Source organism: Streptomyces sp. GB4-14, from assembly GCF_022696125.1.
GTDB lineage: Bacteria > Actinomycetota > Actinomycetes > Streptomycetales > Streptomycetaceae > Streptomyces > Streptomyces werraensis.
In genome coordinates this window covers 2,981,742-3,000,799 of the sequence record NZ_RZHO01000002.1, presented here as the reverse complement: position 1 = coordinate 3,000,799, position 19,058 = coordinate 2,981,742, and the positions used below count along the sequence as shown (strand labels likewise).

Here is a 19,058-nt window from a genome sequence, read left to right as displayed (position 1 = left end):
CGGACCCGCCTCGGGGCGGGTCCGGGCGGGGGATCAGGAGGTGGTGTGGGACGGGCCGAAGAACTCGATCTCGGCGATCGCCACCTGCTTCTTCGGGCCCGCGTCGTAGGCCGACCGCAGGACGAAGCGCACGGTCGTCACCTCGCCCACCCGGAACGAACGGCGCTGGCCGCCCGCGCTCTGGTCCAGGGTGAGGGTACGGGTGATCTTCTCGCCGTCGGCGAGGGTGATCTGCGCGTCCACACGGCGCGGAAGAGCCGACTCCGACAGCTGGTCCGCGCGGGTGGAGGTGCCGGGGGTGATCACCAGGTCCAGCAGGCGGGTCGGCTGGTCGAAGGTGACCTCCAGCCACTCGCCCTCGGCGGCCTGCGCGATGCCGGGGCCCCACCAGGTGTTGTTCAGCTTGTCGAAGGCGAGACCCGCGCCGTGCCCGGTGTACGACCGGGACGCCTTCACCGCGGACGGGCCCACCGGGGCGCGCTTGGCGAAGTGGTCGCGGGTGGCCTGGACCATCGTGCCCAGGTTCATCACCAGGGCGACGACGAGGCCGATCACCACGGCGCCGACCACCCAGTTCCACACCCGGCCGAACCCCCGGCGCACACGCGGCCGTTCACCCGCCCACGCCGAGTCGGCGGTGCGGTCCGCGAACATACGGCGCCACCACGGAAGGTGCTGCGGGGCGTCCTCGCCGCGGGACATCGACATGGCGCAGCGCGCGCAGAAGTGCCGTTCGGGGCGGTTGGGGGTGGAGCACCAGGGACACGGGACACCGCCCTCCTCGTCCGTCCGCGGTCCCACGGCGCGGACCTGGGGGCGGCGGGGGGCCGTGCGGCCGGGGAGCACCGGGGCGACCTCGGGGTCCTCGGGGCCTTCGCGCGGCTCGCTGTCGGCGACGGGGACGAGGAGGGAACGAGCCCGCTCGGCCGCGTCGGCGCCGGCGCTCCGCCGGGCGCGGGGCGGCTCGGTGGTCGCCGCCGGCACGGCGGGGAGGGGCTCGGTGTCGTCCTCGGCGTCCGTGACCTGGTCCTGGTCGTCCCGGTCGTCCCCGGCGTCCCGGTCGTCGCGGTCGTCCCGGGGAGCGGTGGCTCGGGCCCGGCCCGGGGCATCCGCGGAGGGGACGGCGACCGGCGAGGCCGCGCCGTCCGTGCCGGCCCCGGCGTCACCCACAGCCGCCCCGGCGGCAGCGGAAGCACCGGCGGAACCAGCGGCAGCGGAGCCGGCGCCCGCCGAGCGCCGCACCGCGGCATCGGTACGCGCCGCGGGCTCCGTGCGGGCCGCTTCCGAGCGGGCCGCAGGGGCTCCGTCGGCCCACCCCAGCACCGCTCCGCAGGAGTCGCAGAAGGACTGGCCGGGTTCCGCCGGGGTGCCGCAGTCGGCGCAGCGGGAGGCGGTCCGGCCGCCGGGGCCGGAGGACGGGCTGGTCATCTGTCGGTGGTCCTTTCGGCGACGGCCGAGGCGATGACCTCGACCGTGTACGGCATGTGGGCGGGGCGGGCGGCCGCGACGAGGGTGTCCAGCCGGTGGTGGTCGGCGGGCGACGGGTCGGGCAGCCGGAGGGTGACGTGCAGATGAGGGCGGCGGTCGCCGGGGACCGGGCCGAGCGGGCGGGCGTGCCAGGCGGCGGCGCCGCTCTCCCGGATCTCGGGCGGTACGCCGAAGACCAGGCGTACGGCCTCGGACAGTCCGCGCCGGGTGCCGCGTACACGGTGCAGGCGGGCGGCGGCGGCCACGGCGGCCCGCAGGCGCAGCTCCGCCGGGAGTGCGCCCGCCCGGCCGGCACCGGCGGCACTCGCCGGACCGGAACCAGCCCCGATGCCGCCCGCCTCGGTGCTCGCCGGAACGGCGCCGGCACCCACGCCGCCCCCAGCCGCGTCGGCGCCGGGGTCGATGCCCTCCGTCTCGGCCCCCACCCAGTCGGCCAGCCAGCGGGTGAAGTCCAGCGGGGCGAGCGCCGGGTCGAAGTACGCGTCCAGGTTGTCGAGGACGACCAGGAGGGGCGCGAGGACCTCGTCCAGGCCCGCGACGAACCGCTGGGCCAGGTCGTCGTCGGCGAAGATCGCGGGCAGCATCGCGCCGATCGGCGCGGAGGAGCCCAGTCCGTCGAGGGAGCCCCTCATGCGCCGTCCCCGATCACGCGGACCCGGTGGTCGAAGGAGAACACCAGGGACGGGGCGGACAGGTCGATGCGGTCGGTGGCCTCGCCGCGCTTGCCGGTGATCGGGTCGGCCGGGTGCAGGAGCACCTGGTCGACGAGTTCGACGCCGGGCACGCGCTGGAGCACGGCGAAGATCTCGCCCGCCTGCACGGGCCGGCCGAAGGGCCATCCGGTGCTGTCGGCGCCGCCGGTGAGCGGGTCGAGATGCCGGTAGAGGGCGTCGTGGGCCTGGCGGCGGACCCGGTCGGTGTCGGCGCCGCGGAAGGCGTGCACCGTGGCGACGACGGTGACGCCCTGGTAGTACGGCGGGCCGACGGCCAGCCGGGTGCCGATCAGGCGGCGTTCGTCGAGGTGGCGGGTGATGCGGGAGAGCAGCGCGTCGCCGGGGACCAGCTGCTCGAAGCGGAGCCGCCCGCCCGGGTCGGGGACGGCCTGGGGGACCACCAGCACCCGGACCGCGTAGGCGCCGTGCTCGCTCTCGTCGCCCTCCAGGCAGGTGATGCGAGCGGTGTCGGGCGCGGCGCGGCGGGCGAGTTCCTCGTAGTCGCGCAGGGTGACCGCGCGTTCCTGGGCGCGCAGCGTGATGGGCGCGCGCCGCTTCGCCTCCTCGACGGTTTCCCCGTCGACGCCGCCGCGCGCGGCCTCCCGGTTGACGACCTCGGCGACGTACGGCACGGAGCGGCGCAGGACGCGGACGGCGCCGCGGGCGACGTTGCCGGCCCTGCCCCCGCCGGTGCGGTAGCGCAGGGCGCGGACGACGGCGCCCTTGGGCGGGACGGCGCCGTACTGGCGCAGGGTGCCGTCGGGTTCTCGGACGGCGGGGCCGAAGGCGATCTCGCCGGTGGTGGCGTCGAGGGTGATGTGCCGGTCGTGCGGGCGGGAGCCGGCGAAGTGGGGGACGACCTCCCAGTCGGTCCAGCCGCCGTGCTCGGCGGTCTGCAGCAGGACGGGCGGGGTGTCGCCGACGACGGGCGCGTGCGCGAGGCGCAGCCGCTGCCCGGGCAGGCCGCTGGACTCGCCGAGCGCCTCGTCGTGGACGGTCTCGGCGTGCACGGCGGAGGTGGTGCCGCCCAGGGTGTACGCCTCGGCGGCGCGCGCGGACGGGGAGGTGGTGTAGAAGGGCTGGCCGGGGAGGGGTTCGGTGACGCGGCAGCGCAGCCAGCCGCCCTCGTGGCCGCCGTTGCGGGACAGCACGTGTCCGCCCGGGACGTGCAGGACGACCTCGCCGGGACGGTTGAGGCCGCCGGTGACGTCGCGTTCGACCTCGCACTCCGCCCAGCCGTCCTCGGTCCACGCCTCCCACACCAGCGGCGGCTGGCGCGGGTCGACGCCGACGCCGTCGACGCGGCTGTCGAGCTCCAGGGCGACCGCGCAGTGCGGGACGGCGGCGCTCAGCCCGAACAGCATGCAGTCGCCGGGCCTGGGCGCCTCGGAGAAGCACAGCACGTCCTTGCCCTCGGCGAGGTCGTCGGTGCGGTCGGCGGCCGGCTCCCCCTGCTGCTGTACGGCGACCCTGCGCAGCGAGCAGGGCACGAGGGCCAGGTCGCGTTCGGTGGCGAAGACGACGGCTTCGTCGCGCTCGGTGCGGGTGGTGGCCACCTCGGTGCCCTCGGGCACCACCACCGGGTCGTCCTGCGGCGCGGACAGCCAGAAGGTGACGTCGGTGCGGGCGGCGGTGGGCGGGAACCGGGTGATGCCGACCAGGTCGAGGAAGGCCAGGTGGTTCTTCTCGGGCACCCGGTTGAGGCGGTACACGATCTGGTCGGCCATGTGCGCGACCGCCTCGATCAGGGTGATCCCCGGGTCGGAGACGTTGTGGTCGGTCCACTCCGGGGCGCGCTGCTGGATGTAGCGCTTGGCGTCGTCGACGAACTGCTGGAAGCGGCGGTCGTCGAGGTTGGGGGAGGGAAGGGCCATCAGCGGTCGCTTTCGGGGTGGGGGCCCCACTCGCCCGCACCGGCCGTGCCGCTCGTGCCGGGCTCGTCGTGGGAGGGGATGACGTAGAAGGGGAAGACGAGGCTGCGCGGGTTGTTGGTGCCGCGGATCGAGTAGCGGACGTCGATGTGCAGCACGCCCTCGCCGGGGCCGGCGGTGACCTGGACCTCCTCGACCTCGATGCGCGGCTCCCAGCGGTCGAGGCTCGTGTACACCTCGTGCTGGATGCGGCCGGCGGTGGCCTCGTTGACGGGGGCGAAGACCAGCTCGTGGATGGCGCAGCCGAACTCCGGGCGCATCGGCCGTTCGCCCGGCGCGGTGGCCAGGACGAGCCGGATGGCCTCCTCGATCTCCTTCTCGCCGCTGACCAGGGCGATGCCGCCGGTGGGTCCGATGCGCATCGGGAACGCCCAGCCGGAGCCGACGAACTGCTCGGCCATCAGATCACCGGCTTTCCGTTGGCGGTGAGCAGCCCCATGACCGGCACGGTGGCCGCGCGGATGCCCACGCTGGCCGCCGCGTTGATCTGCACGCTGCCCAGCGCGGTGAGGCTGGCCAGGCCCGCGGCCTTCAGCGACAGGGCGCCCTTGGCGTCCACGTTCACCGCGCCGACGGACGAGCTGAGGCTCACCGCGCCGCGCCCCTGCAGGGTGAGCGGGCCACCGCTCCTGATGGTCACCGAGCGCTTGCCGTTCAACGTCAGATCCGTCCCGGCCTCGACGGAGACCGCCCGCCCGCCCTTGATGACGACCGTGCCCTCGCTGTCGACGGTGATCTCCGTCCTGGTGCGGTCCAGGTTGATGACCAGCTTGTCGTCGCCGGAGACGATCCGGACGCCCTGCTTGCGGGCGCCGTTGGTCTGGCTGAGCAGGTCGACCCGGTTGGCCTCGCGGTCGGACAGGGTGTGCCGGACGGCCCGCCGCTTGACGGTGTCGTGCAGCGGCACGTCCCGGACCGGGGACGGCTTGTCCACGCCGTTGTAGAGTCCGCCGACGACGAACGGATGGTCCAGCGCGCCCCGGTCGAACGCCACCAGCACCTCGTCGCCCACGTCCAGCGGGAAGATGCTCCCGCCGCGCTTCCCGCCGAGCTGCACGGTCCGCGTCCAGTCGGAGACGTAACTGTCGTCCAGCCACGGGAACCTCAGCTTGACCCGGCCCTGCTTCAGCGGGTCCTGCACATCGGTGACCAGCGCGTTGGCGACGCCGGGCAGCCGGGGCGCGGCGGCCGCGGCGCCGCCCCCGCCGCCACCGGAGGTGAGCCCGAACAGGGAGCGCCACTGGCGTCCGCTGACGGTGATCCAGGTCTCGTAGTGCTTGCCGTCGCCGAACACGTGCCGGGCGGACGTCACGGTGTACTTGCCCTCGAAGGGCGCGCCGACGTCGGTGAGCGTGACCGGCACGCCGGGCCGCAGCTTGGGGTTGCCGCGCACCACGACCTCCAGCTCGGCGAACGACGAGGTGACGTCGTCGGCGAGCGAGTCGGCGGCGTACTTCACCTCGTTCTGCCGGTCGTACGGCTTCTCCGTCTCGACGAGCGTGACGGTCCCGAAGGCGGAGGCGGCCTTCTGCGGGGTGGTGCCGATGTCGATGCCCGGGTGGGCGGTGGTCGGCGCGGTCGCGGTCAGCTCCTTCTTCGCGACGACGTCCCAGCCGCGCGCCTCGACCCGCCCGAACTGGTCGGCGGCGGTCACCGCGGCCCGGCAGCGCAGCACGTCGGTGCCGGCCTGGAGGACGTACGGGCTCTTCTCGCCCGGGGTGCTGGTGGGCGGGGCGCCGGACGCCGGGTCCGGGCCGGTGAACCGGAAGCGGCCCCTGGCGTCCAGGGACATCACCCGGTCGTTCTCGTCGGCGAGCCGGGACAGGAAGTCCCAGTCGGAGACGTTGGCCTGGCTGATGAACTCGTAGACCGTCCGGGTGCCCTGCACGGTGCCGATCGTCAGGCCGTCCTGGGCGGCGAGCGTGCGGGCGATGTCGGACGCCGTCTGGTTGCGGTAGGCGGCGACGCGGCGGCGGCGCATCATGCGGTGCCCGCGGTCGTAGCCCCGGATCACGGTGAAGGTGCCGGTGCCGTCGTAGTCGGTCTCCATGCCGGTGACCTCGCCGGTCAGCAGCGGCTCACCGGCGCCCTTGCCGTGCGCGACGGGCGCGATCACCACCTCGGTGCCGAACTTGATGCCGAGCTTGCCGAGCACCATGCCGTGCGCGTCGCGGAACGTCACCCGGAACGCGCCCGGCACGCCCGCGCCCAGGTCCACCCAGCCGCCGACCAGCAGCGGGGCGAAGTACGGCGGGACGGGCTTGCCGTCGAAGGTGACGTCGACGATGTTGGAGAAGGAGGGCTTGACCATCGGTTACGCGACCTCCCCGGCCGCGGGAAGGATGAGTTCGGTGCCGCCCGGCAGCCGGGAGGGGTCGTCGATGTCGTTGGCCTCGGCGATCGCCCGCCAGGCCGCCGCGTCCCCGTACTCCCGCCAGGCCAGCGACTGGAGCGTGTCGCCCGCGACGACCCGGTGCACGCGCCGGGCGGTCAGCGCGCCCGACGTCGGGTTCTGGCCCTTGGTCTGCCCGGGGATCTCGTTCAGCTCCACCTGGCAGGCCGCCCGGATCGGCACCCCCGTCGTGCCGAACAGCGTGTACGTCGCCTGCACGCTCCCGATGTACGCCGTGAACCGTGCTGTCGAGAACGACCCCCATTCGAACACCACCCACGGCGTCGACGGCTGGTCCGCGGCGATGGACTTCGCGGTCACCTCGCAGCAGGAGAACAGCGCCTCGACCTTCTTCAGCACGCTGTTGTCGCCCGGGTCGCCCGAGCAGTCCAGGAAGATCTCCATCGACAGGCTGCGCCCCTCCGCGCCCATGAACTCCGGCAGCGGGCCGTCGCGCAGGGCGGCGGACGGGGTGCTCTTCCACTGCGCGCGGCGGGTCAGGGTCAGCTGCGCCGGGTTGAAGTCGAAGTCGAAGGTCCTGATCAGGCCGCCCGGTGTGGTGCTGTCGCCGATGGGGGGCTCGTGGATGGCGAGCGTGGCGCGCACCAGGCTCTTGCCCGCGCCGCCCGTGGAGCCCTTTCCTCCCTTGCCTGCCATGTGCTTCGTCTCCGTCCTGGTGTCGTTCCGGTCGTGCTGGTGCGGGGCGTGGGTCAGTCGGTGAAGCCGTGATGGGCGATCTCCAGGACCTCCGTGGCGACGCCCGGGTTCGCGGGGTCCAGGGACGGCCCCTGCCAGCTCACCGGCAGCACGTCGATCAGGCCCCAGCGGGCCACCTCGGACCCGTCCGCGCGCAGTGCCGAGATCTGCGCGGTGGGGCGGGTGACGCCGGTCGTCACGGACGAGATCCACGCGGCGACCTTCGAGGTGTCCGGGGTCAGCGGGCGGGTCAGCCGGATCGTGGAGAAGGTGACGCGGGTGGGCAGCTGCCACACGAACCCGTTGTTGCCGCCCTCCTGGTACTGCTCCACCTCGACCGTCGACGCGAGCCCCTCACAGCCGTTGAAGGCGCCGAGGCTCTCGCCGTCGATGGTGAGGGTGAAGAAGATCGTGGATCCCGGATCGAGATCGCTGGGCATCGCGGGGCCTTTCGGAAGGGGCGAGGGGCGGGTGCGCGTCAGGCGCGTGGGTCGCGGAGCCGGCCGATGCGTTCGCGGTCCATGCGCAGTTCGGTCCGCAGGAGCCGGGTGAGCGGGCCGACCAGCCGGTGCGTCAGCTCGTCGAGCTGACCTTCGGTCAGGGACCGGGGGTCGAAGGGGGGCGCGCCGGGGGGACCGCCCGGCCCCGGGTGCGGGTCACGGGCGCTGTACGGCGGGGGCGGGCCCGGGTCGTACGGCGGGGGCGGCGTGGTGGGTGCGGGGGGTGACGGGGGCGCCGCCGGGGCTGGAGTGGGCGGTGTCGCGCGCTGTACGGGGAGGGCGGGGGCAGCGGGGGGCGTGGTGACAGCGGCCGGCGCCGGGAGGACCGGGACGGCGGTGGCGGGGGCGCGGACGGGGACGGACGGCGTGCTCGCGGGGCGCGGGGACGTCGAAGGGGGCGCGGGCGTGGGAGCGGGAGCGGGCGGAGGGGCGGCCGGTGAGGAGGCGCGCTGGACGGGAGTGGTGCCCGGGTCGGTGAGGGCGGGGCCCTGCGGCGTCGAGGGCGCGGACCCGGGGGTGACCGGGGTGCTCGAACGGGTGGGGTGCGGCGCGGGCGCGGCGGGTGCGGTGCCGCGCTGCAGGGGAGCACCGAGGCCGGGGCGTGCGGCGGGCACGGGGGTGGCCGGCCGGGTGTACGTCGGCGCGTCGGGCCGCGTGAGGGGCTGCACGGGAGTGCTCCTCGACGTGGTGCGGGAGTGCGGCGCGGAGGCGGGTGCGGTGGTCCGGCCTTCAGCGGCCGGGGCGGTGGGCGCGGACGATGCCGCCACAGGCGTGGGACGTCCTGCCGTGAGCCGCTGGATGGCGGGCCCGGCCGGGGTGCCCGCCGAGGCGGGCGCGGCGGGTGACGGGGCGGTACGGGCCGGCCTCGGTACGGCGACGGAGGTGGACCCGAGCGGCGGCAGCACGGTACGGCCGCGCGCGGGCGTCGGAGCGTCCCCGGAGGGCGTACGGCGTTGCGGCACGGGGGCGTTGAGGGGAGCCGCGGGGGTTGGCGTGGCCGGAGGCCGGGATCCGGGTGCGGCCGGCTTGACCGCGTCGGCCGGGGGCGGGGGCGTGGCGGGGGCGGCCGATGCCGGGTTCGTGCCGGTGGCCCGCTGGACAGGTGCTGCCGGGGGTGCGGGGGCCGCGAGGGGTCGGACCGGAACGTCGGTCGCGCCCGGTGTGGCGGCGGCTCGCTGAGCGGCCGTGGTGGTGGGGGTGGACGGTGTCGTGTCCGGGGTGCTGGTCCGGCGGACGGCGGGCGTCCCGGGTGCGGGTGGGGTGGCGCCCCGGGGCGGGGCCGCTGCGGGGGTGGACGGTGTCGTGTCCGGGGTGCTGGTCCGCCGGACGGCGGGCGTCTCGGGTGCGGGTGGGGTGGCGGTCCGGGGTGGGAGCGCTGCGGGGGTGGACGGTGTTGTGTCCGGGGCGCTGACGCGCTGGACGGCGGGCGTCTCGGGTGCGGGTGGGGTGGCGGTCCGGGGTGGGAGCGCGGTGGAGGGGGCCGTGCCCGAGGCGCTGGTCCGCCCGACGGGGGCTGCCTCGGACGCGGGTGGCGTGGCGCTCCGGGACGGAGCCGCGGTAGGGGTGGACGCTGCCGCGTCCGGCGCGCTGGCGCGCTGGACGGCAGGCGTCCGCGATGCCGATGGTGTGGCGGCCCGGGGCGGGGTCGCGGCGGAAGGGGACGGAGCCGTGTCCGGCGCACCGGTCCGCTGGACGGCAGGCGCCTCGGCTGCGGGGACAGGGCCGGGAGGGGCCGGGTCGTCCGTCGCGGGCCGAAGTGCGGGCGTCGGTGTGGCCGGAGCCACCGGCACGTCGACGGCCCGGGGCGCCGGTGCCGCCGCGAACCGCCGCAGCGGTGCGACGGGCACCGCGGAGCCGGGCCGGGCAAGGCGCTGCACCGTGGCCACGGGAGCAGCGGCCGGCGTGGCCACGGGCGCGGGTACGCCGTCCCCGTCGCTCCGGGCCGCTCCCGGGCCCCCGGGCTGCTCCTCCGGCGCGCGCCGCACCGCCGGAGCCCCGGCCGGCAGCCCCGGCGCGACCGGTGGGCGCGTCGACGGCGCCGGTACCCCGGAAGCCGTGGGCACGGGGGACGCCGCCCCCGGGCCGCGGGACGGACCTGAGGGCTCGGGCGTCCGTGCGGCCGGAGCACCCCCGCCGGACCGGGGCGCCCGGCGCTGCACGGCGGGCGCGGTCCGCCGCAGAGGGACGGCCGCGGGTGCGGGACGCAGTTGCGGGGTCACCGGCGTCAGCGCGGACGGCGCGGAGGGAGCCAGCGCACGGGCCGGTGCCAGGGGCCGCACCGGGGGCGCCACGCCGGCGGACACCGGTGCCGGCGCCTGTGCCGTGCCCTCCGACGCCTCCGGGACAGCCCGCCGCCGTACGGGCGCGCTGCCGGAGTCCCGGGGGACGGGCGTCACCGGGGCGTCCCCGGTCACGGGGGTGTCCGAGGCCGCACCGGTGACCGGTGGGACCGACGACGGCGAGGCGGCCGAGGAGGCCGGGCGGGCGACGGGAACCGGCGACGGGGACGGCTCCGACAGGCTTCCCGAGGCCGCCCCGCGCGGCCCGGGCGCCCCCGGCCCCGACGGCGGAGCCGTCAACGGCGCCCCGAGCAGGGGTCGTCGGCGCGGCGCGGACGCCGTACCACCGCCTCCCGAGGAGCCCGTCGGGGCGTCCGCCGGCCCCGAACCGGAGCCCCGCGTCACGACCGGAGCCGTCGCCACCGGCAGCGTCCTCCGCTGCACAGGCGCCGCCGATCCCACCGCCCTGGTCAGGGAAGCGGAACGCCGCGTGGGGGTGGGAGAGGGCGTCACCCCGAGGGGAGCCGCCGTGCGCTGCACCGCCGGCGGCTCATCACCCTCCGCCAGGTGACCGGCCTCCCCCGAAGACGCCGCGACCGGCAGGTCCCGCGTGGGCAGTTCCAGCCCCGCGGACGGCCGCGCCGACGCGGTGAGGACACCCTCGACCAGCCCCCCGGGCGCGCCGTCCAGGACGGCGTGGGAGAGCGTGCCCGCGAAGGACGGGTTCTGCCACGTGCTCAGCCTGCCGCCGAACCCGGCGTCGGCGACCGGCCACGACGGCCGGGAAGTCGCCCGCCGGATCGGCGGCAGCGCGGTCCACGCGGCCGTCCGCACAGGCGCCGCGGGGACGGACGTACCGCCCCCCGCGTCCGCCGGACCCGCGTCCGCCGGGCCCGCGGGCGCGCCGCCCCTCCGGCGCAGCCGGTCGAGGAATCCCATGGCGTGTCAGCCCTCCGCCGACGCGCGCGTGACGAGCGCGGTGATCTGCTCCGCGTACCGGCGGCGGTCACCGTGTTCGAGGTCCAGGATGTCCTCCAGGCTCCAGTGGAAGTGGTAGGCGAGGTACGCGATCTCCTCGTGCAGCCGGTCGGTCGCGTACGTCACGATTCCCCCAGGCGGCTCCCGCCGAGTTCGACCTCGAACGGCTGCTCGCAGTGGGGGCAGGTCACGCCGGCGCGGGTGTGGCCCTCGGCGTTCACCTGCCGGTAGAAGTCCTGGAGGAACGCCAGGTCGGAGGCGAACATGTTCTCCACGACCCCGTCGTGCACCATCGGGAGCGTCCCCAGCCGGGTGATGACCCGGCCGAGCAGCACCACCGACAGGTAGGCGGGGTTCTCCTGCACGCGGACGTCGCGCAGCGGGACCAGTTCGTCCCGCGCGGTCGCGAGCCGCATCGTGCCGTGCCTGTGGACGGTGCCGTTCTCGTCGACGTAGCCGCGGGGCAGTTCGAAGGGGAACTCGGTGCGCAGCGCCCCGCCGGACGACACGTCCTCCTCCGGTTCCGCGACGGCGGCCGGGGCCGCCTCCGCGGGACCCGGGCCGGCCGGGAGGGCTCCCGGCCGGGCGGCGGTGGTGCGTCGCATTACTCGATGACCAGTTCTTCGAACGTGATGGTCACCGTCTCGGTCAGCGCGGAGGCCTCGCCGGCCTTCACGGTGCTGGTGTCGATCTTGCTGCACCAGGCGTTGCGCATGTTGTACCGCTTGACCGGATTGTTCTGGTAGTCCATCACCATGATGGTGGCGTTCTTGCGGGCCGTGGCCATCGCGCCGTTGACCGACTCGTTGATCCACTCGTTGAACGCGGGGGACTGGGTCATGCCGCGCACGACCGTGCAGGTGCCGGCCTTCTTCACGCCCGGCATCTTCTTGGTGACGGGCTTGCCCTGGGCCGAGACCTGCTGGTACTCGATCACGTCCTGCTCGATGCTGAGGCCGCTGACCTCGGCGAGGTACTCGACCATCACGCCGTCGATCTGGAGGCCGAAGTTGTGTGAGGTGAGGGCGTCACCCGGCTGCAGACTCATCTGTCGCTACTTTCCTTCGCAGAGGGGGGAGTTCGGGGGGAGGGCGGAGTGCGGGGTCTGCCCTACTCCTCCAGCTCCCCGCTCCCGCTGGAGAACTGGGCCAGCCGGAAGATCACGAACTCGGCGGGCTTGACCGGCGCGATGCCGATCTCGCAGACGACCCGGCCGAGGTCGACGGACTCGGGCGGGTTGGTCTCCTCGTCGCACTTGACGTAGAACGCCTCCTCCGGCCGGGAGCCGAACAGGGCGCCCGAGCGCCACTCGTTGACGAGGAAGGCGGAGACGTTGCGCCGGATCCGGGCCCACAGCTGGTGGTCGTTGGGCTCGAACACCACCCACTGGGTGCCGATCAGGATCGACTCCTCCAGGTAGTTGAAGTACCGGCGGACGTTCAGGTAGCGCCAGGCCGGGTCGGAGGCGAGGGTGCGGGCGCCCCAGACGCGGATGCCGCGGCCGGGGAAGGCGCGGATGCAGTTGACGCCGACCGGGTTGAGCAGGTCCTGCTCGCCGCGGGTGATCTGCAGCTCCAGGTCGACGGCGCCGCGGACGACCTCGTTCGCGGGCGCCTTGTGCACACCGCGCTCGAAGTCGTTGCGGGCCCAGACGCCGGCGATGTGGCCGCTCGGCGGGACGGTCCGGCTCTGGCCGCTCGCCGGGTCGAACACCTTGATCCACGGGTAGTACAGCGCCGCGTACTTGGAGTCGTAGCCGGCGGTCTCCTGGCGCCAGACGCGGATGTCGCGGGCGTTGAAGCCCGGCGGCGGGTCGATGACGGCGACCCGGTCGCCCATCAGCTCGCAGTGCGCGATCAGGCCGAGCTGGACGGCCTTGACGGCCTCCAGGTCGATGTCGCCGCGCTGGTAGGCGGCCATCAGGTCGGGGACGGCGACCATGGAGATCTCGTCCACGGCCTCCAGGCCGCCGAAGCCGGTGCGGTCCGCGGAGTCGCCGACGTACTCGGCCGGGCCGGGGCGGGCGGCGCCGTCGGCGGTGGCCGGGACGGCGGGCGCGGCGGCGGGCGGCGCCGCGAGGGCCACGGTCTGGTTCTCGGGACGGGCGAGCTGCGCGGCGGGCGCCGCCTCCTGCACGGTGATGAGCCTGGAGCGCTCCTTCACCTGCGTGACGACGTAGGTGCGGCTGCTCTTCTTGGCGCTGACGTCGAAGGTCTCGACGGGGCGGTCGCCGTCCTTGACGGTGAGCCGGAACCGTTCGGCGGGGCCCTCGCCCTCGGGGTCGGAGACCTCGACGCTGAGCGGACCGGACCCGGCGGCCACGGCGGTCACCGTGAAGGTGCCGAGCTGGGCAGGCGTCCCGGCGGGCAGGGCGGCCTGCGCGGGCGCGCCCGTCACCTCGGCGGGCGCGCCGGACGCCTCGCCTGCGACACCGCCCGGGGCGCCGCCGACCCGCACCACGTAGGCCGCGCTGCCGCCGTTGTTGAAGAAGCCGTAGACGGAGTGCGCCAGGTAGTACCCGTCCGTGAAGGCGCCGAAGGCGGCGACGAACTGGGTCCAGTTGGTGACCAGGGTCGGCTCGTTGAGCGGGCCGGAGGGGGCGAGGCCGACGAAGGCCGCCACCGATGTGCCCACTCCTTCGATGGGGCGCGAGCCGCTGGCCACCTCCTCGACGTAGACGCCCGGCGACAGGTAGGACGGCATGCTCTGCTCTCCTCGGGGTACGAGTCAGGTCTGTACGCACCCTCGCGCGCGCGTCGCGCCCGCCGGAACGGCTGGGAGTGCCGTGTCCGGGGCATCGCGGTTGCCCGGAAAGGCAGCACGCGCGCCGCGACCGGCCCCGCGCGGACGCGGGCCGCCCGGCGTGCGAGGGACGCGGCACGCTCCTCGCGTCAGGGCTCACGGCCCCTGCGGGACACCCCGGAACCGGGCCGGGCAAGCGGGTGCCTTTCCGGGCAGCCGACCCTGCCTCACAGCCTCCTGACCGCGTGGGGGGCCTCGACTAGCGTCGACGCGTGAGCCTTTGGACTTCTCTTGAGCCGGCGTCGGCGACGGTCGACCCGGGCGGCCGTACGACGGTGCGGCTGCGGGTGCGCAACACCGGTGACGTGGTGGACGAGTACCGGTTCGAGCCGGTGGGCGACCTCGCGCCGTACGCGCGGGTGGAGCCGCCGTCGCTGCGCCTGTACCCGGGGACCACCGGGACCGTCGAGGTGTCCTTCGACGTGCCGCGCACCCCGGACGCGGCCGCGGGACCGCATCCGTACGCGGTCCGGATCACGCCGACGGAACACCCCGAGGCGACCACCGTTCCCGAGGGGAACGTGACGGTCACCCCGTTCACCGAGGTGCGGGCCGAGCTGGTGCCGCCGGTGGTGAAGGGGCGGCTGCGGGGCAAGCCCGTGCTCGCGGTGGACAACCTGGGCAACACCAAGGTGACCGCCTCGCTGAGCGGCAGCGACAACGGCGACCAGCTCTCCTTCGACCTGGACCCGGGCAACGTCCAGATCGAGCCGGGGCGGGCGGCGTTCGTGAAGGCGAGGCTGAAACCCCGGGAGATCATCTGGTTCGGCTCCCGACAGGAGCGCCCCTACACGCTCACGGTGCAGCGCTCCGGCGTCGATCCGCTGGGCGTGGAGGGGAAGTTCGTGCAGCGCGGCTTCCTGCCGGGCTGGCTGGCCACCGTGCTGGCGACGGCGGTGGCGCTCGCGGTCGCGTTCGTCGTGATCTGGCTGACGTACAAGCCCGATGTGCGGTCACTGGCCACGGAGAAGACGGCGCAGGCCGAGCCAGGCGCGATCCCCGCGCCCCAGGCCTCCGCGTCCGCGCCGCTGACCCTGCCGAGCCCCGGGGCGTCGCAGGAGGTGAAGCCGCCCGAGCAGGAGGCGCCCGGCGGCGACGGCGGCGACGCGGCCGACGAGGGGTCCGGCGAGAAGGAGGAGAAGCCGGCCTCCGGTGGCGGGGGCGGCGGAGGCGGCGAGGAGAAGCAGGCCGAGTCCGAGCCGCTGACCGGCGATCAGATCGTGGGCGTCGGGTCCGACCGGTGCGTCACCGTCCCGCTGAAGAAGGGCAAGGCGAACGACGGCACCCCCCTGGTGATCCAGGACTGCGATGCGAAGGCCGCCAACCAGCGCTGGGAGTTCCGCGGCGACGGCACCGTCCGCTCCATGGGCATGTGCATGGACGTGGCCTGGGCCTCGCGGGACGACGGCACGCTGATCCAGCTCGCCCGGTGCAGCGGCAACCCCGCGCAGAACTTCGCGATGAGCCCCGCCGCCGACCTGGTCAGCGTGATGGCCGACAAGTGCGTGGACGCCATGTGGAGCGGCACCGCCAACGGCACCGGGCTGCACCTGTGGACGTGCGGCGGCACCCCCAACCAGAAGTGGACGCTGCGCACGCCCTGACCCCCCGCCGGGGCGGCTACCAGGTGCCCTCGCCCGGCACCAGCCGCCCCGCCTTGCGGTACTCCCGCCGCGCGCCCTCCAGCAGGTCGGCCGTGGTGACCGTGTCGTCCCGGTCGGCCGCCGCGTAGGCGGCGGTGACCACGGCGCTGCGGATGGACCCGCCGGCCAGTTCGAAGTCCCGCGCCACCCGCGACACGTCGACGTCATCGGCGCACGGCACGCGGGACAGGCAGTGCTCCCACAGCGCGAGCCGCTGCCCGGCGTCCGGGAACGGGAAGTCGACCACCAGGTCGAGTCTGCGGGTGAACGCCTCGTCGATGTTGGCGCGCAGGTTGGTGGTGAGCAGCGCGATGCCGTCGAAGGACTCCAGACGCTGGAGCAGATAGGCGCTCTCCATGTTGGCGTACCGGTCGTGGGAGTCCTTGACCTCGGAGCGCTTGCCGAACACCGCGTCGGCCTCGTCGAAGAGCAGCACGGCGTCGGTGCGGTCGGCCTCGGAGAAGACCCGCTCCAGGTTCTTCTCGGTCTCGCCGACGTACTTGTCCACGACGGAGGAGAGCCGTACGACGTAGAGGTCGAGGCCCAGTTCGGCGGCGACGACCTCGGCGGACAGCGTCTTGCCGGTGCCCGAATCGCCCGCGAACAGCGCGAGGACGCCCCGGCCCCGGCCGCCTCCGGCGCTGAGCCGCCAGTCGCCGAGCACCCGGTCGCGCAGCCGGGCCCGCCGGGCCAGTTCGCGCAGTTGCGCCAGGGGCGCCTCGGGCAGCACCAGGTCGTCCCAGGTCACCGCGGGCCGGATGCGGCGGGCGTGCTGCTCCAGACCGGAGGTGGACTGCTGGCGTGCGGCGAGCCGCAGATGGGCGGGGGCGAGGGGGGTGCCGTCGAACGCGGCCAGGGCCCGCGCGGCCCGCACCGCCCGCGCCACCCGGTCGGTGCCCAGGTGGTAGGGGGCGACGGTGGCGGCCAGGTCGAAGCCGGGCGTGCCCGTAGGGGCACCGGGGTCCGCGTCGCGCAGGGCGGCGGTCCAGGCGTGCACGGCGTCGGCGCCCAGCCGGGGGGCGTCCAGCACCAGCGGGTCCTCGTCGCACCACTGCGGGTCGTAGGGCCGTGAACCGGTGAACACCACGGGCACATCGGGCACCGACAGTGCCCGCACGAGTGCCCCCGGGTCGTCCTGCGGCACGGAGACGACCAGCGGGCGGTCGAGCAGCCGGGCCTCGCGGACCAGGGCGGCCAGCGGCTCCTGGTCGTGCGGGCCGCGGGGCGTGTAGTGCAGCGCGCCGCCGGGCAGCGCCCGTGCCGCGTGCGCCAGGCCCTCGCCCTCGCGGTGCTCGCGCAGATAGACGGTGAGCGGCTCCTCCTTCAGCCGGGCGGCGAGCCGTCCGGTGAAACCGTCCTCCCCGGGGGTCTCGGACGGTACGGCGAGCGGGCGGACGCGTCCGGCGAGCGCCGGGTCGGGGGTGTCGTCGCCGAGGAGATGGGCGACGACCCGGCCCGGCACCCGCAACGAGCGGCTGAGGAAGGGGCGTTCCGGCTCCTCGACGTCCAGCAGGGCGAACGTCCGCAGCGGTGCGCGGGGGTGGAACACCGCGCGCGCCTCGGGCCGGTGCACGGGCGCGCCGGCCAGGTCGAGCGCCAGGCCGGTGGTTGCGCGGCGGCGGCCCACGTCGTCGTTGAGGTAGCCGTACAGCGGCTCGAAGGACCGGTCGAGGTCCGGGGCGAGCGCCGCCAGCAGCACCGTGGCCTCCGCCGGGCGCAGGCCGAGCCGCCGCGCGAGCGGACCGAGCCGGTCGCCGGGGGGCTCCTCGCCGTCCGGGTCGTCCGGCGGGGGCGCGGGGGTGGTGTGCAGGTGGTGGCGCACGGCCGCCTCGGAGAGGTAGAGGCCGCGCAGGGGGTCGTCGGCTGTGGGGTCGTCCGCGGAGCGGTGCTCCACCAGCCGGGCGACACGGGCGCGGAGCCGGGCGACGCGGGTGAGGAGGGCGTCGGCGGGGTCGGGGTGCGGGGTGTTCACCGGGTGGGCCGTCCGCCCTCGAAGTGGTGCGGGCGGTGGGCGCGGGTGCCGTCCTGGGCGCCGTCGACGGAGCGGACGCGGACGACCGCGCCCTCGGTGACCGGCGGTCCGGCGTCGTACTCGGGGTACGACGGGAACGGGACCAGCGCCACCAGGTCCAGGGACGGCTTGAGCTCACCGCCGAGTGCGGACCAGATCTCGGCCAACGACCGCGACTCGGTCTGCGTCCCGGCGACCGACAGGGTGACCGACAGGCCCAGTGCGGACAGGGCGGGCGGGAGTTCGGCGGGCGGGAGGATCTCGCGGGGGAGCAGTGTGGCCAGCGCGGCCGACAGCAGACGGTGTTCGTCCTGGGGCTGTCGTGTCCAGGCGGTGAGCAGGTAGGAGAGGCGGAGCCAGCGCGGTGGGTTGCGGCGCCGCACCACCTGGCCGGTGTCGTCGGTGACCGCGACCGTGCCGCGCTCCCGGCGGGAGACCTCCTCGCGGATGTCGTACAGATAGGCGTTGAGGGTGGGCGCGTTGCGGCGGGCCGCCCAGTCCCGGGTCGGGGCGTCCAGGGACACCTCGACGCCCGAGCCGGCCAGGGCGCCGCCCTTGAGAAGCCCCTTGAGGACCTCGTCCACCTCGTGGATCACCGTCGTACTCCTGCTCTGCCGTCGCGCGGTCCGCGGGCCGCCTCACCGCCGGACGCTTCACCGCCGGGCCCCGTCGATGGTGCCGGGGGCGCGTCCGCGCGGGGCCGGCGCCGGGGTGGGTGCGGGGGCACCGGAGGGTGCCCTCGGAGCCCCGACACGGGTGCCTGGAGGGTCAGATGTAACCTTCCCGAAGGGCGTACGCGACGGCGTGCGCCCGGTTGCGGAGGTGCAGCCGCGTGGTGATTCCGTGCAACACGTTCTTGACCGTCCGCTCGGAGTACGCGAGCTTCCCGGCGATCTCTCCCGTGTCCAGTCCCTCGGACACGAGCCGTAGGACGTCGACCTCACGGGCCGTCAGCCCGCTCGCGGGGGCGCCGGAATGACCGGCGGACGTGCGGTGCAGTGTGCCCACCCGGTTGATGAGCCGGCCCAGCAGGTCCCCGGGGAGGTCCCCGTCGCCGCGCGAGGCCGCGACGACGGCGCGCACCAGCCGCTGCGCGGTGGCCTCGTGCCGCCAGACGATCGCGCCGACACCGCACTCGACGACGTCGAGCAGTTCGCTCTCCCGGATCGCGCCGACCACGAGCACGGCGCGGCTGCCGTCGCTGCGGACCAGCTTGCGCATCCGCGTCAACAGGTCCTCGTCGAGCTGGTCGTTGACCAGGAGGGCCACGGTTCCGGGACCGGGCCGCCCGTCCTCCACCAGGTCGATGACCGGGTGGCGGCGCAGTTCGCTGGCCGCGCCGGCCCGGGAGATGGGGTCGGGGGCCTCGACCACCACGGGGATGCGGCTTCCGGGCCCGGCTGGCGCGGCCGTCTCCGGGCCTGTCAACGACGTGGTGTGCAACCGATTCCCCATACCCGACCGTGCGACCGCCGGGGCGGCCGCGTCCGACGCTGCGGATCCACACTCCTGTGGCGGGTGGGGCGCGGACAATCGTGGAGGACCACGAGACGCACCACGAGATCGGGGCGCGCGGGCGTGCACGCCTCCGTGACCTGGTCACGGTTCTGCGCGCATGGAACACG

The 19,058-nt window shown here is 75.2% G+C and carries 17 protein-coding genes; 2 read left to right on the top strand and 15 right to left on the bottom strand.

Annotated elements, in window-relative coordinates; genetic code table 11:
- Nucleotides 1-33: 33 nt before the first annotated feature.
- The 8 genes from ELQ39_RS14810 to ELQ39_RS14775 are packed head-to-tail and all read right to left on the bottom strand — an operon-like array spanning nucleotide 34 to nucleotide 8,388.
- Nucleotides 34-1,428 (bottom strand): NADase-type glycan-binding domain-containing protein, encoded by a 1,395-nt coding sequence (locus ELQ39_RS14810; RefSeq protein WP_242592165.1) that lies wholly within the window; start codon nucleotides 1,426-1,428, stop codon nucleotides 34-36.
- Nucleotides 1,425-2,120, bottom strand: a complete 696-nt coding sequence (locus ELQ39_RS14805; RefSeq protein ID WP_242592164.1) for a phage tail protein — start codon at nucleotides 2,118-2,120, stop codon at nucleotides 1,425-1,427. The genes ELQ39_RS14810 and ELQ39_RS14805 overlap by 4 nt, the downstream gene beginning before the upstream one ends.
- Nucleotides 2,117-4,075: a putative baseplate assembly protein gene (locus tag ELQ39_RS14800; RefSeq protein ID WP_242592163.1), complete on the bottom strand. Its 1,959-nt coding sequence runs from the start codon at nucleotides 4,073-4,075 to the stop codon at nucleotides 2,117-2,119. Before ELQ39_RS14800 ends, ELQ39_RS14805 begins: the two co-directional genes overlap by 4 nt.
- Complete coding sequence (locus ELQ39_RS14795) at nucleotides 4,075-4,533, bottom strand: GPW/gp25 family protein (RefSeq protein WP_225625619.1); 459 nt, start codon at nucleotides 4,531-4,533, stop codon at nucleotides 4,075-4,077. Before ELQ39_RS14795 ends, ELQ39_RS14800 begins: the two co-directional genes overlap by 1 nt.
- Nucleotides 4,533-6,443 (bottom strand): VgrG-related protein, encoded by a 1,911-nt coding sequence (locus ELQ39_RS14790; protein WP_242592162.1) that lies wholly within the window; start codon nucleotides 6,441-6,443, stop codon nucleotides 4,533-4,535. Before ELQ39_RS14790 ends, ELQ39_RS14795 begins: the two co-directional genes overlap by 1 nt.
- Before the next feature lie 3 nt (nucleotides 6,444-6,446).
- Nucleotides 6,447-7,181, bottom strand: a complete 735-nt coding sequence (locus tag ELQ39_RS14785; RefSeq protein ID WP_242592161.1) for a CIS tube protein — start codon at nucleotides 7,179-7,181, stop codon at nucleotides 6,447-6,449.
- A gap of 53 nt (nucleotides 7,182-7,234) precedes the next feature.
- The gene (locus ELQ39_RS14780) at nucleotides 7,235-7,660 is read right to left on the bottom strand and encodes a phage tail protein (RefSeq protein WP_024886434.1); all 426 of its coding nucleotides are present in this window, start codon (nucleotides 7,658-7,660) and stop codon (nucleotides 7,235-7,237) included.
- Between the two features lie 38 nt (nucleotides 7,661-7,698).
- On the bottom strand, nucleotides 7,699-8,388 hold the full coding sequence (locus ELQ39_RS14775) for an extensin (RefSeq protein ID WP_242592160.1): 690 nt from the start codon (nucleotides 8,386-8,388) through the stop codon (nucleotides 7,699-7,701).
- 1,210 nt (nucleotides 8,389-9,598) lie between these two features.
- Here ELQ39_RS14775 and ELQ39_RS14770 point away from each other — a divergent pair.
- Nucleotides 9,599-10,570, top strand: a complete 972-nt coding sequence (locus tag ELQ39_RS14770) for a hypothetical protein (protein ID WP_242592159.1) — start codon at nucleotides 9,599-9,601, stop codon at nucleotides 10,568-10,570.
- 374 nt (nucleotides 10,571-10,944) lie between these two features.
- Here ELQ39_RS14770 and ELQ39_RS14765 read toward each other — a convergent pair whose 3' ends face one another.
- The 4 genes from ELQ39_RS14765 to ELQ39_RS14750 all read right to left on the bottom strand — a co-directional run bounded on the left by ELQ39_RS14765 (nucleotide 10,945) and on the right by ELQ39_RS14750 (nucleotide 13,680).
- The gene (locus ELQ39_RS14765; protein WP_190004624.1) at nucleotides 10,945-11,103 is read right to left on the bottom strand and encodes a DUF6760 family protein; all 159 of its coding nucleotides are present in this window, start codon (nucleotides 11,101-11,103) and stop codon (nucleotides 10,945-10,947) included.
- Nucleotides 11,100-11,582 (bottom strand): hypothetical protein, encoded by a 483-nt coding sequence (locus tag ELQ39_RS14760; RefSeq protein WP_190004625.1) that lies wholly within the window; start codon nucleotides 11,580-11,582, stop codon nucleotides 11,100-11,102. The genes ELQ39_RS14765 and ELQ39_RS14760 overlap by 4 nt, the downstream gene beginning before the upstream one ends.
- The gene (locus ELQ39_RS14755; protein WP_190004626.1) at nucleotides 11,582-12,025 is read right to left on the bottom strand and encodes a phage tail protein; all 444 of its coding nucleotides are present in this window, start codon (nucleotides 12,023-12,025) and stop codon (nucleotides 11,582-11,584) included. Before ELQ39_RS14755 ends, ELQ39_RS14760 begins: the two co-directional genes overlap by 1 nt.
- 62 nt (nucleotides 12,026-12,087) lie before the next feature.
- A complete protein-coding gene (locus tag ELQ39_RS14750) occupies nucleotides 12,088-13,680 on the bottom strand; it encodes a phage tail sheath subtilisin-like domain-containing protein (protein WP_242592158.1) in 1,593 nt (530 codons plus the stop codon).
- 311 nt (nucleotides 13,681-13,991) lie between these two features.
- Between ELQ39_RS14750 and ELQ39_RS14745 the strand changes: the two genes are divergently transcribed.
- Nucleotides 13,992-15,383: a ricin-type beta-trefoil lectin domain protein gene (locus ELQ39_RS14745; RefSeq protein WP_190004628.1), complete on the top strand. Its 1,392-nt coding sequence runs from the start codon at nucleotides 13,992-13,994 to the stop codon at nucleotides 15,381-15,383.
- A 16-nt stretch (nucleotides 15,384-15,399) separates the two neighbouring features.
- On the opposite strand, the gene ELQ39_RS14740 is transcribed toward ELQ39_RS14745, so the two are convergent.
- The 3 genes from ELQ39_RS14740 to ELQ39_RS14730 all read right to left on the bottom strand — a co-directional run bounded on the left by ELQ39_RS14740 (nucleotide 15,400) and on the right by ELQ39_RS14730 (nucleotide 18,888).
- A complete protein-coding gene (locus ELQ39_RS14740) occupies nucleotides 15,400-17,394 on the bottom strand; it encodes an ATP-binding protein (protein ID WP_242592157.1) in 1,995 nt (664 codons plus the stop codon).
- The gene (locus tag ELQ39_RS14735) at nucleotides 17,391-18,029 is read right to left on the bottom strand and encodes a Pvc16 family protein (RefSeq protein ID WP_242592156.1); all 639 of its coding nucleotides are present in this window, start codon (nucleotides 18,027-18,029) and stop codon (nucleotides 17,391-17,393) included. The genes ELQ39_RS14740 and ELQ39_RS14735 overlap by 4 nt, the downstream gene beginning before the upstream one ends.
- A gap of 172 nt (nucleotides 18,030-18,201) precedes the next feature.
- Nucleotides 18,202-18,888, bottom strand: a complete 687-nt coding sequence (locus ELQ39_RS14730; RefSeq protein WP_242592155.1) for a helix-turn-helix transcriptional regulator — start codon at nucleotides 18,886-18,888, stop codon at nucleotides 18,202-18,204.
- Nucleotides 18,889-19,058: the final 170 nt, after the last annotated feature.

Bases quoted from the DNA above. Each gene is read 5' to 3' on its own strand.
- ELQ39_RS14810 (WP_242592165.1), bottom strand. From the start codon at position 1,428: ATGACCAGCCCGTCCTCCGGCCCCGGCGGCCGGACCGCCTCCCGCTGC.
- ELQ39_RS14750 (WP_242592158.1), bottom strand. From the start codon at position 13,680: ATGCCGTCCTACCTGTCGCCGGGCGTCTACGTCGAGGAGGTGGCCAGC.
- ELQ39_RS14785 (WP_242592161.1), bottom strand. From the start codon at position 7,181: ATGGCAGGCAAGGGAGGAAAGGGCTCCACGGGCGGCGCGGGCAAGAGC.
- ELQ39_RS14805 (WP_242592164.1), bottom strand. From the start codon at position 2,120: ATGAGGGGCTCCCTCGACGGACTGGGCTCCTCCGCGCCGATCGGCGCG.
- ELQ39_RS14760 (WP_190004625.1), bottom strand. From the start codon at position 11,582: ATGCGACGCACCACCGCCGCCCGGCCGGGAGCCCTCCCGGCCGGCCCG.
- ELQ39_RS14730 (WP_242592155.1), bottom strand. From the start codon at position 18,888: ATGGGGAATCGGTTGCACACCACGTCGTTGACAGGCCCGGAGACGGCC.
- ELQ39_RS14800 (WP_242592163.1), bottom strand. From the start codon at position 4,075: ATGGCCCTTCCCTCCCCCAACCTCGACGACCGCCGCTTCCAGCAGTTC.
- ELQ39_RS14780 (WP_024886434.1), bottom strand. From the start codon at position 7,660: ATGCCCAGCGATCTCGATCCGGGATCCACGATCTTCTTCACCCTCACC.
- ELQ39_RS14755 (WP_190004626.1), bottom strand. From the start codon at position 12,025: ATGAGTCTGCAGCCGGGTGACGCCCTCACCTCACACAACTTCGGCCTC.
- ELQ39_RS14790 (WP_242592162.1), bottom strand. From the start codon at position 6,443: ATGGTCAAGCCCTCCTTCTCCAACATCGTCGACGTCACCTTCGACGGC.
- ELQ39_RS14795 (WP_225625619.1), bottom strand. From the start codon at position 4,533: ATGGCCGAGCAGTTCGTCGGCTCCGGCTGGGCGTTCCCGATGCGCATC.